Below are 13,107 nucleotides of genomic sequence, written 5' to 3' on the forward strand. Positions count from 1 at the left end.
TCTAATATGACGATCATCATATTTTCAAACAAAGCCCAGTGACCGCCAGCACACCCAGCCGCAAGGAACTGACCCACGAGCGCATCCTCGAGACGGCGGCGCGCGAGATCCGGCGCGTCGGCTATGGCGGCATCGGCGTGGCCGATCTGATGAAGCAGGCCGGCCTGACCCATGGCGGCTTTTATGCCCACTTCTCCTCCCGCGACGCGATGCTGGCCGAGGCCATGGAATGGGCGGGCCGTGACAGTGAGCGCAGGCTCACTTCGCGTTTGGCCAAGGCCGGGCAACAGGGCAGCGACCCCTTCGTCGCGCTGGTCGAGGGCTATCTGTCGCCCACGCATCTGGCCGCCCCCGAGGCCGGCTGCCCGGTGGCGGCGCTGGCCTCGGAGATGCCGCGCCAGTCGGCCGAGGTGCTGGAGGCCGGGCGCAGCCGGGTCCAGGCCCTGATGACGCGGGTGCAGCAGGTGCTGCCCACGGCCGACGCCGACGAGGCTCGCGTCATCGTCAGCAGCCTGGTCGGCGCGCTGCAACTGGCCCGCGCGCTGGGCGACAACGCCGACGGCCATGCGCTGCTGGCCGCCAATCGCCAGGCCTTGCTGGCCCGTCACGGGCAGAAGGCCCGGTCCGCCCTCTCCCCTTAGGAACAGCGCAAGCCCCGGCATCCGAGACTTGCTTTCGCCTCAATTTATGACGATCGTCATATTTCCACTCAACCCACTTGCCTGAAAGACCCACCATGAAGTTCGAAAACTCCGTTGTTTTGATCACCGGCGCCAATCGCGGCCTCGGCCTGGCCTTTGCCCGCGAAGCCCTGGCCCGCGGCGCGCGCAAGGTCTACGCAGCCGCCCGCGACCCGGGCAGCATCAGCCTGCCCGGCGTCGTGCCGATACGGCTCGATGTCAGCAATGCCGAGAACATCGCGGCGGTCGCGGCGCAGTGCAGCGATGTCAGCATCCTGATCAACAACGCCGGCATCGCCACGCTGGGCGGCTTCCTCGCGCCCGATGCAATCGAGGCCGCGCAGCGCCAGATGGACACCAACTACTTCGGTCCGCTGCGCATGGCTCGCGCCTTCGCGCCGGTGCTGGCCGCCAATGGCGGCGGCGCCTTGCTGAACGTGCTGTCGATCGCCAGCTGGATCAATGGGCCCCTGCTGGCCACCTATGGTGCGACCAAGTCGGCAGCCTGGGCGCTGACCAATGGCCTGCGCCAGGAACTCAGCGGCCAGGGCACCCTGGTGACCGGCCTGCATATGGGCTTTGTCGACACCGACCTGACCCAGGGCCTCGATGTGCCCAAGACCACGCCCGAGGCCGTGGTTGCCCAGGCCTTCGACGGCCTGGCCGCCGGCGCCACCGAGGTGCTGGCCGACGAAGTCACGCGCCAGGTCAAGCAGGGCCTGGCGGCCGGCGTCTATCTGCAGGCGCTGTCGCACTGAACGCGGCCCCGAGCCATGAGCAGCCTCGCCGCCACCGCCACCCCGCCCGCTGACGCCGGCGGCACCCGCTCACCCTGGCCGGTGTTCTGGATTGCCAGCGTCGCCGTCTTCCTGGTCTCGCTGGACAGCACCCTGCTGTTCGCCGCTTTCGGCAGCTTGCGAGCCGCCTTTCCGGCGGCGACGGCGGCCGATATGTCCTGGGTGCTGAATGCCTACACGGTGGTCTATGCGGCGATGCTGATCCCGTCCGGCGGCCTGGCCGATGCGCACGGCCGCAAGCGCGTCTTCATGATCGGTGTCGTGCTGTTCCTGGCGGCCTCGGCGGCCTGCGGTCTGGCCGGCAGCGTCGGCTGGCTGATCGCGGCGCGGGTGCTGCAGGCCATCGGCGCGGCGCTGCTGACGCCCGCCTCGCTGTCGCTGGTGCTGGCGGCGTTTCCGGCCTCGCGGCGCGCGGTGGCGGTGAGCTTGTGGGGGGCGGTCGGCGCCCTGGCGGCGGCGGTCGGGCCCAGCCTCGGTTCGCTGGTGGTCGACAGCATCGGCTGGCCCTGGGCCTTCTACCTGAACCTGCCGCTGGGCGCGCTGTCGCTGTGGTTCGGCGCGCGGCTGCTGGGCGAGGTGCGCCGGCCCGAGGTGCGGCGACCGCTGGATCTGGTGGGCATGAGCCTGCTGATCGTCGGCGTCGGCGCGATCACCTTGGCCATCGTGCAGTCGGAGTCGCCGAGCTGGCGGCGCGACGAGCTGCTGATGGCCGGCGCGCTGGGCCTGGTCGCGCTGATCGGCTTCGTGCTGTGGGCCCGCCATGCGCCGGCGCCGCTGCTGGACCTGGCACTGTTCCGCAGCCGGACCTACCGCTATGTGAACCTGGCGACGCTGGCCTTTGGCACCGCGTTCGCGATGATGTTCTTCACCTTCTTCTTCTACATGGCGCAGATCTGGCATTACAGCCTGCCGCAGGCCGGCCTAGCCGTGACCCCGGGCCCGCTGCTGGTGATGCCCTCGGCCATCCTGACCGGCCGGCTCGCGGCCCGGCATGGCCACCGGCCCTTTCTGGTCGGCGGTGCGCTGGTCTATGCCTGCAGCGGCCTGTGGTTCTTGCTGGTGCCGGGCGTCGAGCCGGCCTATCTGACGCAATGGCTGCCGGGCCTGCTGCTCAGCGGCATCGGTGTCGGCATGGTGCTGCCCTCGCTGTCGGGTGCGGCGGTGATGGGGCTGCCGGCCCAGCACTACGCGGTCGGCAGCGCCGTCAACCAGGCCACCCGCCAGATCGGCGCGGTGCTGGGCGTGGCGCTGACCGTGCTGCTGCTCGGCCATGCGCAGCTGCAGCGCGCCGACTTCGACGCGGTCTACGCCCTGCATGTGGGCCTGGCCCTGCTGACCGGCCTGCTGTGCCTGGCGGTCAATACCAAGCCGGCGGCGAAGGCCTGAGCAGGGCCTAGATCCGTCCCAGCAGCAGCAGGACGATCAGGATCACGACGATCAGTCCCAGGCCGCCGCTGGGGCCATAGCCCCAGTTGCGGCTGTGCGGCCAGGAGGGCAGCGCGCCGATCAGGAACAGGACGAGGACGATGAGCAGGATGGTGCTGAGTGCCATGAAGGTCTCCTTATGAAGACCTCGACAGTAGGGCCGCCCCGGCCGACCGACGGTAGTCCGGATACGCCATCGGGCGTAGTCGGGTAGCGGGTCGCGGCCGGGTTGGCGTCCTACACAGGCTGGAAATACCCTTGTCTGCCTCTTACGGCCGAGCCGGTGGCAGGCCACACGACGGATCCAAAGAAGGCGAAACTGGGGCATGGTCAGCCCACGGCAACCCAAGCTCGGCGCTGAACCTCATCGCCTCGAGGAGAACCCCATGTTCGGATTGACGACGCTCGGCTTCATCCACACCCTGATCAGCCTGGTGGCGCTGGCCGCCGCCCTGGTCGCCCTGCTGCGCGACGGGGCCATCCTGCCGGACCGGCCGGTCGGCAAGCTCTATATCTGGGCTACGGTGCTGACCTGCCTGACCGGCTTCGGCATCTTCGAGCACGGCGGCTTCGGCAAGCCCCATGTGCTGGGCATCGTGACCCTGCTGGTGCTGGGCCTGGCCACCGTGGCCGGCCACAGCCGGCTGCTGGGCCACGCCGCGCCCTATGTCGAGACGGTCAGCTACTCGCTGACGGTGTTCTTCCACATGATCCCCGGCGTCACCGAGACCTTCACCCGCCTGCCCAGCGGCGCACCGCTGTTCAGCAGCCCGGAGGACCCGAAACTCGAGAAGGTGGTCGGCGTGATCTTCCTGCTGTTTCTGATCGGCGCCACGCTGCAGGTGCGTCGGCTGCGAGCGGCGCGCCGCTCGGCCAGCCGGCCGATCAGCGCCTGAACGATCGAAGCCGGCCGCCGGGCGCGAGCGCTCAGGTCCCAGCTTGGGGGACCGACGACCCGGCACGCTTGAGCGCCGCCAGCGCCAACGCATGCGCTTGCACCAATTCCGGTGCCGCATCGAAATGCCAGAGATAGCGCGTCGTGAAGAGCTCGCTGCTGTGCCGGTCCAGGCTCAACAGCTCGCGGGCGCGCTGGGCCACGGCCGCCGGGGCCGAGAGGGCGTCGCCGTCACCGTCCAGCGCTTCGTCCAGCATCACGATCAGACGGCTCAGCGGTTCGAGCCAACGCATCTCATCGGCATAGGCCATCACCTGCAGGAAGTCGCCGGACGATTGCCGGCCGTGCTGTTTCTCGTACTGGCGCCGCTCCAACTCGACCAGCACGCGATGCAGGTCGAGGAGCGCGATGCGCAGGGCTTGGCAGGGATCTTTTTGCATGGCTGGTGTCGGGAGGGTTTGCTCCATTTTCATATCCATCCATACTGGGCCTGTCGCGAAGCATGGATTTCCGAGGAGCTTGCATCATGAGTGGACGCAGACAGCAGGACTTTCCGCCCGGCCTGCAGGGCGGGCTCGAACACGACAACGAAGACCATCGTCTCGGCGAGACGGGGCAGACCGGCCCGGAGGCGCCGGGCGACCTCAATCGCAGCCATCCGGAGCTGGGCAATACCGGGGCGGATGGGCCGGTCGACAAGCCCGCCACGCCGAAGAGCTAGCGGCAGGGCCCCGGCCCCTGTTGCGACGGCCGGGAGGGGCGCTATTTGATGTCGAGGATCTTCATCGCCTTGGCCAGCGTGTCGACCGACTCCTGGTGCTTGCCGGCCTTGTGCAAGGCTTCGCCGTCGGCGCGCAGCTTCTTCACATCACCGATCTGCTCGGCCGTGAGCTTGGGGCTCTTGGCCAGCGCCTCGTCGATCTTTTTCATGTCGGCGGGGCAGTGGAAGGCGAACGTCGCGCTGGAGGCCATCAAGGCGGCCGCAGCAAGGTAGGAACGTAGCGTCATGCTGATCTCCAGTCGGTTGCAGGGAGTGGATGAGGCAGCGGGCCTACATCCCACGACCGAGTCTAGCCCCGGCCGCGGCCACTGTTTCGGCAGATTCCTGCCCGCCCCTCTTGAAAGCCCTCGGCACAACCCTATAATCCGTCTGCTAGCACTCACCAAGATAGAGTGCTAACGATCCGAAACGGCTTCGCCATGACGGGTCTTCGCATGTGAATGGGTGCTCGATTCACAGTGCACCCATTGATCTAGCACCACTCTCAAGGAGATGAAATGAAACTGCGTCCTCTGCACGATCGTGTGATCGTCAAGCGTCTGGAACAAGAAACCAAGACCGCCTCTGGCATCGTCATCCCCGACAACGCCGCAGAGAAGCCCGATCAGGGCGAAGTCCTGGCCGTGGGCCCGGGCAAGCGCAATGAGAAGGGCGACTTCATCGCCCTGAACGTGGCCGTCGGCGACCGCGTGCTGTTCGGCAAGTACAGCGGCCAGACCGTCAAGGTCGACGGCGACGAACTGCTGGTGATGCGCGAAGAAGATCTGTTTGCTGTTGTCGCCAAGTAAGTCGGCGCACCCCAAGATCTGACACCTTAAAGAATTCGGAGAAATACACATGGCAGCAAAAGACGTAATCTTTGGCGGCGAAGCTCGTGCTCGCATGGTTGAAGGCGTGAACATCCTGGCCAACGCGGTCAAGGTGACCCTGGGCCCCAAGGGCCGCAACGTGGTGCTCGAGCGCTCCTTCGGCGCCCCCACCGTGACCAAGGACGGTGTGTCCGTGGCCAAGGAAATCGAGCTGAAGGACAAGCTGCAGAACATGGGCGCCCAGATGGTCAAGGAAGTCGCTTCCAAGACTTCTGACAACGCCGGTGACGGCACCACCACCGCCACCGTGCTGGCCCAGGCCATCGTGCGCGAAGGCATGAAGTACGTGGCCGCCGGCATGAACCCGATGGACCTGAAGCGCGGTATCGACAAGGCCGTCACGGCCCTGGTCGCCCAGCTGAAGGCCGCCTCGAAGGCCACCACCACCTCCAAGGAAATCGCTCAGGTTGGCACGATCTCGGCCAATAGCGATGTGGAAGTGGGCCGCATCATCGCCGAGGCGATGGACAAGGTCGGCAAGGAAGGCGTCATCACCGTCGAAGACGGCAAGAGCCTGGACAGCGAGCTGGACGTCGTCGAAGGCATGCAGTTCGACCGCGGCTACCTGTCGCCCTACTTCATCAACAACCCCGAGAAGCAAGCCGCGCTGCTGGACAACCCCTTCGTCCTGCTGTTCGACAAGAAGATCTCGAACATCCGCGACCTGCTGCCCACGCTGGAGCAAGTGGCCAAGGCCGGCCGTCCGCTGCTGATCATCGCTGAAGAAGTCGAAGGCGAAGCGCTGGCGACCCTGGTGGTCAACACCATCCGCGGCATCCTGAAGGTCGTGGCCGTCAAGGCTCCGGGCTTCGGCGACCGTCGCAAGGCCATGCTGGAAGACATCGCCATCCTGACCGGCGGCAAGGTCATCGCCGAAGAAGTCGGCCTGACGCTGGAGAAGGTCACGCTGGCCGATCTGGGCCAGGCCAAGCGCGTCGAAGTGGGCAAGGAAAACACCACCATCATCGACGGTGCTGGCGCCGCTGCCGACATCGAGGCTCGTGTGAAGCAAGTGCGCATCCAGATCGAGGAAGCCACCAGCGACTACGACCGTGAGAAGCTGCAAGAGCGCGTGGCCAAGCTGGCCGGCGGTGTTGCCGTGATCAAGGTTGGCGCCGCCACCGAAGTCGAAATGAAGGAAAAGAAGGCCCGTGTCGAAGACGCGCTGCACGCAACCCGTGCCGCCGTTGAAGAAGGCATCGTGGCCGGTGGTGGCGTGGCCCTGCTGCGCGCCAAGCAAGCCGCTGGCGAGATCAAGGGCGACAACGCCGATCAAGACGCCGGCATCAAGCTGGTGCTGAAGGCCATCGAAGCCCCGCTGCGCGAGATCGTCTACAACGCCGGTGGCGAAGCCTCCGTCGTCGTGAACGCCGTGCTGGCCGGCAAGGGCAACTACGGCTTCAACGCCGCCAACGACACCTATGGCGACATGATCGAAATGGGCATCCTGGACCCGACCAAGGTGACGCGCACTGCCCTGCAGAACGCCGCATCGGTCGCTTCGCTGATGCTGACCACCGAAGCCATGGTGGCCGAGTCCCCGAAGGACGAGGCTCCGGCCGGCGGCATGCCTGGCGGCATGGGCGGCATGGGCGGCATGGGCATGGACATGTAAGACCACGCCGGGTGCCTGCGGCACCCGTGCAACAAGTCTGACCGTCTCGAAAGGGGCCGCGAATGCGGCCCCTTTTTTCGTCCGGGCCCAGCCGCATAATCCGGGCAAGAATCGGTCCGCCCTCTCCATGCCCGCACCCACCCTTGCCGCCCTCGTCCAAGACGCCCAAGCCCAGCTGGGCCTGCTCAGCCGCCATCTGCTGGACCGGATACCGGACGAGCTCGGCGGCCGCCCGCAACAGCATCTGCTGCTGGACGCCTGGCAGCGCCAGCGTCTGCGCTTCGCCGAGCGTTTCGAGCAAGCCCTGACCCCCTTGCTGGAGGCCGCCGCCCGGGGTGAAGACCCGCTGCACCGCAAGGCGGTCAGCCTCGACACGCTGAGCCTGGTGGACGAGCAGCAGGCGCTGCAGGACGTGGCCGTCGCCCATGTGATCCAGGCGGTCGAAGACCACTGCCGCGCCGAGCTGCACCAGCTCGGCAATTTCTTTGCCGCGCTGCGCGGCACGGCCCGCCCGCGCAAGAACGACAACCCCCTCCGGCCCGCGCTGTTTGCCCAGGGCCTGCTGCAGGCCTTGCAGCCCGTGCAGCTTGACCCCGAGGGACAGTACGCGCTGATGCGCGCGGCCGCCCAGCCGCTGGCCCAGGGCCTGAGCCGGCTGTACGGCCAGTTGTGCGCCGAGCTGCGAGCGGCCGAGCTGACCCCCTTGATCGCCGGCAGCACGGCGATGCAGCAAAGCGACCAGCAGCGCCTGCGCCACGCCGGCAGCATTTTTCAGGAGACCGTCGAGCCCGCCACGCTGGACAGCCTGGCGCGCCGTGTCGACGCCTACAACTCGCGGCCGCAGCGCCTCGGACCCGCAGTGGCCAGCGGCGCAGGCGGCAAGGACATGCTGTCGCGCCTGTACGACCAGATCCTGGCCGACCCGGAGCTGCTGCCGCCGGTCAAGGCCTTGCTGGCGCGCCTGCAGGTCGCGGTGGCCCGCCTGGCGATGAGCGACATCAGCCTCCTGCGCCGCCAGGACCATCCGACCTGGCAGCTGCTGAACCGGGTCGCCGCCCATGGCGCGGCCTTCGAGCGCGCCGACGATGCCGGGCTGCAGCACTTCCTGCAGTTCATGGATCAGCACATCGGCTCGCTGCTGAGCCAGCCCCAGCCCAGCGCCGCGCAATTCCTGCAGCTGCTCGGCGAGGTCGACGCGCATATCGGTGCCCAGGCCCGTCGGCGCAGCGAAAGCAGCGCCAGCGCGCTGGCCCTGCTGGAGCGCGAGCAGCAGCGCCAGCCCTGGCTGGCCCTGCTGCGCGAGCAGGTCCAGGCCCAGCTCGACGATGCACCGGACGCCCAGACCACTCCGCTGCTGCGCCAGTTCCTGCACAAGGTCTGGGCCCGCGTCATCGTCCAGGCCATGGTCGAGCATGGGCAGGACGCCCCGCAGGCCCATGCCCAGATCGCGCTGGTCGATCAGTTGCTGGACAGCCTGCGCCTGCCGGTCGACGAGGCCCAGCGCCTGCGTCGCCGCGCCGAGCTGCCGGCGCTGATCCAGAAGCTGCAGGCCGGCTGCGACAGCGTGGCCCTGCCGGCCCCGCAGCGCCAGAGCCTGTTCGACGAGCTGATGCGCCTGCATGGCCGGCTGTTGCTGGGCCAGCAGGTGGCCGCGCCGCAGCCCGACCAAGGCCCCAAGCCCGACGCCGATCCCGAGGCGCGGCTGCGCCAGCTGCTCAGCGAGCGCGAATCGCAGATGCCCTCGCGCTGGGCCCATGAGGCGGTCGACCGCGGCCGCCTGCCCACCGTGCCGGTGACCTTGTACGACCAGCAGCTGGGCGCCGATCCCAAGCTGGCCTTGCAGACCTGGATCGAGGCCCTGCGCATCGGCGCCTGGTACCACATGTTTGTGCAGAGCCAGTGGCTGACCGCCCAGCTCGCCTGGGTCAGCGAAAGCCGGCAGTTCTTCCTCTTCGTCGGGCAGGACGCCGAGGACCGCCACTCGCTGACCCGCGGCGCGCTGGAGCAGCTGCTGGCCCATGGCCTGATCGCGGTACTCGAAGAGGACGATCTGGTGCAGCGCGCCGTCGCCACGCTGATGCAAGATCTGAGCGACGAGGCCTGATGAGAAGACCCGCCCTGACCCTGGCCCTGCTGCTAATCTGCGGCGGCAGCAGCTGGGCGCAAGACCCGACCCCGGCAAGCCCCTCGACCACGGCCGTCCGCCCCAAGCTGGGCCTGGTGCTGTCGGGCGGCGGCGCCCGCGGCCTGGCCCATGTGGGCGTGCTCAAGGTGCTGGAGCGCGAGCGCATCCCGGTCGATCTGATCACCGGCACCTCGATGGGCGCCATCATCGGCGGGCTCTATGCCAGCGGCATGAGCGCCGCCGACCTGGAGCGCGAACTGCTGCCGCTGGCCTGGGACCGGGTGTTCGCCAGCCGGGTCGAGCGCCAGAACCTGTCGCAGCGCCGCAAGGAAGAGGACTTCGAGTTCTCCGCCGTGCTGGAGCTGGGCATGCGCGACGGCGAGTTCCGCGCGCCGCAGGGCACGCTGTCCAGCCGCGGCCTGGAGATCCTGCTGCGCCGCTACACCCAGCCGGTGCGCAATATCGAGCAGTTCGACGCGCTGCCGACCCCGTTTCGCGCCATCTCCACCGATATGGAAAGCGGCAGCCAGGTGGTGTCGGACCAGGGCGATCTGGCCCTGGCGATGCGCTCCAGCATGAGCGTGCCGGGCGTGTTCGCGCCGGTCGAGAGCAAGGGCCGCATCCTCGGCGATGGCGGTCTGGTCAACAACCTGCCGGTCGATGTGGCGCGCCGCCAGGGCGCCGAGCGCCTGATCGCGGTCAATGTCGGCACGCCGCTGGCCGCGCGCGAGGCCCTGTCCTCGCTGGTCGGCGTGACCGCGCAAATGATCAATATCCTGACCGAGCAGAACGTGCAGCGCAGCATCGCCAGCCTGTGGGCCGAGGATGTGCTGATCACGCCCGAGCTGGGCAAGCTGGGTTCGGGCGACTTCGACCGCGCCCGCGACCTGATACAGCAGGGCGAACGCGCCGCCGAAGCGATGCTGGCCCAGCTGCGGCCGCTGGCGGTCAGCCCCGAGACCTATGCGCAATGGCGGCTGGCCCGCACGCCCGCGAGCACACCCCATGCGCGGCTCGCTGCCATCGAGTTCGAGGGCAGCGAGCGCAGCCATCCCGAGCGCTTTGCCGCCCAGCTGGCCAGCCAGCCCGGCCAGGCCTTCGACGCCGCGCGGGCCGAGCGCGATGCGCAGCTGCTCGCCTCCTCGGGCGACTACGAGCGGGTCGATTTCCATATCGCGGCCCGCTCCGAGGGCGATGCACTGGTGTTCGCGATGGAGGACAAATCCTGGGGCCCCAACTACTTCCGCATCGGCCTGGACCTCAGCACCGACTTCTCCGGCGAGAGCGCCTTCAATATCCGCATCAGCCACAACCGCCACTGGCTGACGCCCCAGGGCACCGAGTGGCGCAACCAGCTGACCCTGGGCCAGACGCCGCGCCTCTACAGCGAGCTCTACCACCCGTTGATCGCCAAGCTGGGCACCTCGAACGACTGGTTCGTCTCCGGCTGGGGTGAGCTGGAGCGGCGCTCGATCACGCTCTACGACGCGGACAGCGGCCAGGGCCGCGCCCGCCTGGGCAGGCGCAGCGCCACCTTGGGACTGGACATCGGCCAGCCCTGGGGCCGGCTCGGCGAGCTGCGCCTGGGGCTGATGCAGCAGAACTGGCGCATCAGCCCCGACCTGTTGACGATCGATGTGCCCGACGGCATCCTGAACCAGACCTGGCGCGAACGCGGCCTGCGTGTGAAGGCGGTGGTCGACCAGCTGGACTTCGCCAACTTTCCGCAGAACGGCTACCGCCTGCTGGCCGAGCTGGCCGGTGGCCGCCAGTCGGGGCCGGATGTCAGGCGCGCCCATTTCCAGCGCCTGGAGCTGCAGGCCACCGGCGTCAAGAGCTGGGGCGCCCACACGCTGAACCTGCACACCCGCCTCTTCGACGCCAAGCAGCGCGAGGACTCGACCCAGGGGCCTTATGCGCTGGGCGGTTTCCAGCAGCTCTCCGGCTATCAGCCCGATCAGTTGGTAGGCCAAAGTCTGGTGTTCGGCCGCGCTAGCTACTACATGCGTTTGCGCGAGACCCCGCTGCTGACCCGGGGCTTCTTCGTCGGCGGTTCGCTGGAGCTCGGCAATGCCTGGGGCAGCCGCCACGAAGCCTCGCTGCGAGATCTGCGCAAGGCCATGAGCGTCTTCGTCGGCGCCGACACCGGCCTGGGCCCGCTCTACCTGGCCCTGGGCCATGCGCCGCGCGGCAGCACGGCCGTCTACCTCTTCATCGGCAGACCCTGAGGATGGCCTCGGCCAGCAGCGCCGGCCGCTCGTGGACGATCCAGTGGCCGGCCCCGGCCACCCGCTGCAAGTCCAGCTGCGGCACGAACTGCGCCAGCCCGTCCAGCATGCCGGGCGGCAGCGCGCGGTCCTCCTCGCCCCAGATCACCAGGGTCGGCAGCCTGACGGTGACGAACTCGGGCGCAAAGCTCAGCGCCATCGCGCCGGGGTCCTCGGGCGTCGGCGGGCGCATCGGCGAGGCGCGGTAGTAGTTCAGCGGCCCGCTCAGGCCCTGATCCCAGACCTCGCGGTAGCGCTGGCGCAGCGCATCGCTGAGCCAGGCCGCGCCGCCCATCTCGGTGAAGAAGGGCCACATCCGCGCGTAGTCGTCCGCGGCCAGCAGCGCCTCGGCATCGGGCCGGCACAGCCAGTTCATATAGGCGCTGGCCTCGCGCTGTGCCGGATTGAGCTGCAGCTCGCGCAGAAAGGTGCCCGGATGCGGCGAGTTGATGATGACCAGCTGGCGCATCAGCGCCGGCGCCTGCACCGCCAGATTCCAGGCCACCGCCCCGCCCCAGTCATGCGCGACCAGGGCCGCCAGCGGGCCGTCGCCGGTGGCCGCGATCAAGGCCTTGATATCGGCCATCAGGTGCTTGGCCCGGTAGGCCTCGACCTCGGCCGGGCTGCTGGAGCGCTCGTAGCCGCGCAGATTCGGCGCGACGCAGCGAAAGCGCGGCGCGAGCATCTGCATCAGCTCGTCCCAGACAAAGGCCGCCTCGGGAAAGCCATGCAGGAACACCAGCCGCGGTGCATCGGTGGGACCGCAGGCCCGGCACGACAAGGTGATGCCGTGCGGCAGCGGCAGCTCGAAGGTCTCGATCATGGGCATCTCCCGAAGCCGGCCAGTATCGGCCGGGCCGGCCGGAACGCCCTGTCAATCGGGCGACAGCGCCGCTTCGGGGTTTTCGCTGATCTTGGGTGCGGCCTGCACCCATTCGTAGAGGATGCGGGCGACATCGGCCACGCCCTGCTTCTTCAGCGCCGAGAACAGCGTCACCGCCACATCCGACTCCTCGGTCGCCAGCTCGCCCAGAAAGGCCTGGCAGGCGGCCAGCGCGGCGTTGGCCTCCTTGCGATTGAGCTTGTCGGACTTGGTCAGGAGCACCAGCAGCTTGACCTCGCCGTTGCCGACGCGCGGCGCAACAAACTCCAGCAACTGCTTGTCCAGGTCGGTCAGGCCCAGGCGCGAATCCACCATCAGCACGACGCCCGACAGACTGCGCCGCACCTCCAGATAGTCGGCCATCACCTTCTGCCAGCGCAGCTTGGCCGAGCGGGCCACCGCCGCATAGCCATAGCCGGGCAGATCGGCGAACCAGGCATTGGCCGCATCCTTGGGACCGAGCTCGAACAGATTGATGTGCTGTGTGCGCCCAGGCGTCTTGGACGCGAAAGCCAGCCGTTTCTGCTGGGCCAGCGTATTGATCGCGGTCGACTTGCCGGCATTGGAGCGGCCGACGAAGGCGATCTCCGGCAGCTCATTGGGCGGCAGGTGCACCAGCTCGCTGGCGGTGGTCAGAAAACGGGCGGTGTGGGTCCAGCCCAACACCATCTTGTCAGTGAGCAAACCCGCCTCGGCGGCGTTGGTTTGCGGTGGGTTCGGGGTGGTGTTGGTCATGAAGATACCGGGCTTGTTGGATTGCCATTGTAAAA

14 protein-coding genes are annotated in these 13,107 nt (G+C 68.2%); 9 read left to right on the plus strand and 5 right to left on the minus strand.

Annotation, left to right across the window (positions count from 1 at the left end; genetic code table 11):
• Positions 1-38: 38 nt before the first annotated feature.
• From O5M90_RS11655 to O5M90_RS11665, 3 genes are all read left to right on the plus strand, one after another.
• Complete coding sequence (locus O5M90_RS11655; protein ID WP_269841177.1) at positions 39-641, plus strand: TetR/AcrR family transcriptional regulator; 603 nt, start codon at positions 39-41, stop codon at positions 639-641.
• 95 nt (positions 642-736) lie between these two features.
• The gene (locus O5M90_RS11660) at positions 737-1,438 is read left to right on the plus strand and encodes an SDR family oxidoreductase (RefSeq protein ID WP_269841178.1); all 702 of its coding nucleotides are present in this window, start codon (positions 737-739) and stop codon (positions 1,436-1,438) included.
• 15 nt (positions 1,439-1,453) lie between these two features.
• A complete protein-coding gene (locus O5M90_RS11665; RefSeq protein ID WP_269841179.1) occupies positions 1,454-2,863 on the plus strand; it encodes a DHA2 family efflux MFS transporter permease subunit in 1,410 nt (469 codons plus the stop codon).
• 7 nt (positions 2,864-2,870) lie between these two features.
• Here O5M90_RS11665 and O5M90_RS11670 read toward each other — a convergent pair whose 3' ends face one another.
• Positions 2,871-3,029, minus strand: a complete 159-nt coding sequence (locus tag O5M90_RS11670) for a DUF3309 family protein (protein WP_269841180.1) — start codon at positions 3,027-3,029, stop codon at positions 2,871-2,873.
• Positions 3,030-3,288: 259 nt separating this feature from the next.
• Here O5M90_RS11670 and O5M90_RS11675 point away from each other — a divergent pair, with 259 nt between their 5' ends.
• Complete coding sequence (locus tag O5M90_RS11675; protein WP_269841181.1) at positions 3,289-3,798, plus strand: hypothetical protein; 510 nt, start codon at positions 3,289-3,291, stop codon at positions 3,796-3,798.
• Between the two features lie 31 nt (positions 3,799-3,829).
• On the opposite strand, the gene O5M90_RS11680 is transcribed toward O5M90_RS11675, so the two are convergent.
• Positions 3,830-4,237 carry a hypothetical protein gene (locus O5M90_RS11680; RefSeq protein WP_269841182.1) on the minus strand — a complete coding sequence of 136 codons (408 nt, stop codon included), beginning with the start codon at positions 4,235-4,237 and terminating at the stop codon, positions 3,830-3,832.
• Between the two features lie 86 nt (positions 4,238-4,323).
• Between O5M90_RS11680 and O5M90_RS11685 the strand changes: the two genes are divergently transcribed.
• Positions 4,324-4,518, plus strand: coding sequence for a hypothetical protein (locus tag O5M90_RS11685; RefSeq protein WP_269841183.1), 195 nt, complete (start codon positions 4,324-4,326; stop codon positions 4,516-4,518).
• A gap of 41 nt (positions 4,519-4,559) precedes the next feature.
• Here the strand turns inward: O5M90_RS11685 and O5M90_RS11690 are convergent, their stop codons facing one another.
• Positions 4,560-4,805 carry a hypothetical protein gene (locus tag O5M90_RS11690; protein ID WP_269841184.1) on the minus strand — a complete coding sequence of 82 codons (246 nt, stop codon included), beginning with the start codon at positions 4,803-4,805 and terminating at the stop codon, positions 4,560-4,562.
• 270 nt (positions 4,806-5,075) lie between these two features.
• On the opposite strand from O5M90_RS11690, the gene groES reads away from it, so the two are divergent.
• From groES to O5M90_RS11710, 4 genes are all read left to right on the plus strand, one after another.
• Positions 5,076-5,366 carry a co-chaperone GroES gene (gene groES / locus O5M90_RS11695; protein WP_137943681.1) on the plus strand — a complete coding sequence of 97 codons (291 nt, stop codon included), beginning with the start codon at positions 5,076-5,078 and terminating at the stop codon, positions 5,364-5,366.
• Positions 5,367-5,415: 49 nt separating this feature from the next.
• Positions 5,416-7,062, plus strand: a complete 1,647-nt coding sequence (groL, locus tag O5M90_RS11700) for a chaperonin GroEL (RefSeq protein ID WP_262970176.1) — start codon at positions 5,416-5,418, stop codon at positions 7,060-7,062.
• 127 nt (positions 7,063-7,189) lie between these two features.
• Complete coding sequence (locus O5M90_RS11705; RefSeq protein WP_269841185.1) at positions 7,190-9,166, plus strand: DUF1631 family protein; 1,977 nt, start codon at positions 7,190-7,192, stop codon at positions 9,164-9,166.
• Positions 9,166-11,415 (plus strand): patatin-like phospholipase family protein, encoded by a 2,250-nt coding sequence (locus O5M90_RS11710; RefSeq protein WP_269841186.1) that lies wholly within the window; start codon positions 9,166-9,168, stop codon positions 11,413-11,415. The genes O5M90_RS11705 and O5M90_RS11710 overlap by 1 nt, the downstream gene beginning before the upstream one ends.
• Here O5M90_RS11710 and O5M90_RS11715 read toward each other — a convergent pair.
• Both O5M90_RS11715 and yihA read right to left on the minus strand, forming a co-directional pair.
• On the minus strand, positions 11,399-12,277 hold the full coding sequence (locus O5M90_RS11715) for an alpha/beta fold hydrolase (RefSeq protein WP_269841187.1): 879 nt from the start codon (positions 12,275-12,277) through the stop codon (positions 11,399-11,401). The genes O5M90_RS11710 and O5M90_RS11715 overlap by 17 nt on opposite strands.
• A 51-nt stretch (positions 12,278-12,328) precedes the next feature.
• The gene (gene yihA / locus O5M90_RS11720) at positions 12,329-13,072 is read right to left on the minus strand and encodes a ribosome biogenesis GTP-binding protein YihA/YsxC (RefSeq protein ID WP_440402034.1); all 744 of its coding nucleotides are present in this window, start codon (positions 13,070-13,072) and stop codon (positions 12,329-12,331) included.
• Positions 13,073-13,107 lie beyond the last annotated feature (35 nt).

Source organism: Paucibacter sp. M5-1, assembly GCF_027498415.2.
GTDB lineage: Bacteria > Pseudomonadota > Gammaproteobacteria > Burkholderiales > Burkholderiaceae_C > Roseateles_E.

Coding starts and splice junctions, on each gene's coding strand:
- O5M90_RS11660 (WP_269841178.1), top strand. CDS start 737: ATGAAGTTCGAAAACTCCGTTGTTTTGATCACCGGCGCCAATCGCGGC.
- O5M90_RS11665 (WP_269841179.1), top strand. CDS start 1,454: ATGAGCAGCCTCGCCGCCACCGCCACCCCGCCCGCTGACGCCGGCGGC.
- O5M90_RS11670 (WP_269841180.1), bottom strand. CDS start 3,029: ATGGCACTCAGCACCATCCTGCTCATCGTCCTCGTCCTGTTCCTGATC.
- O5M90_RS11675 (WP_269841181.1), top strand. CDS start 3,289: ATGTTCGGATTGACGACGCTCGGCTTCATCCACACCCTGATCAGCCTG.
- O5M90_RS11680 (WP_269841182.1), bottom strand. CDS start 4,237: ATGCAAAAAGATCCCTGCCAAGCCCTGCGCATCGCGCTCCTCGACCTG.
- O5M90_RS11685 (WP_269841183.1), top strand. CDS start 4,324: ATGAGTGGACGCAGACAGCAGGACTTTCCGCCCGGCCTGCAGGGCGGG.
- O5M90_RS11690 (WP_269841184.1), bottom strand. CDS start 4,805: ATGACGCTACGTTCCTACCTTGCTGCGGCCGCCTTGATGGCCTCCAGC.
- groES (WP_137943681.1), top strand. CDS start 5,076: ATGAAACTGCGTCCTCTGCACGATCGTGTGATCGTCAAGCGTCTGGAA.
- groL (WP_262970176.1), top strand. CDS start 5,416: ATGGCAGCAAAAGACGTAATCTTTGGCGGCGAAGCTCGTGCTCGCATG.
- O5M90_RS11705 (WP_269841185.1), top strand. CDS start 7,190: ATGCCCGCACCCACCCTTGCCGCCCTCGTCCAAGACGCCCAAGCCCAG.
- O5M90_RS11710 (WP_269841186.1), top strand. CDS start 9,166: ATGAGAAGACCCGCCCTGACCCTGGCCCTGCTGCTAATCTGCGGCGGC.
- O5M90_RS11715 (WP_269841187.1), bottom strand. CDS start 12,277: ATGATCGAGACCTTCGAGCTGCCGCTGCCGCACGGCATCACCTTGTCG.
- yihA (WP_440402034.1), bottom strand. CDS start 13,072: ATGACCAACACCACCCCGAACCCACCGCAAACCAACGCCGCCGAGGCG.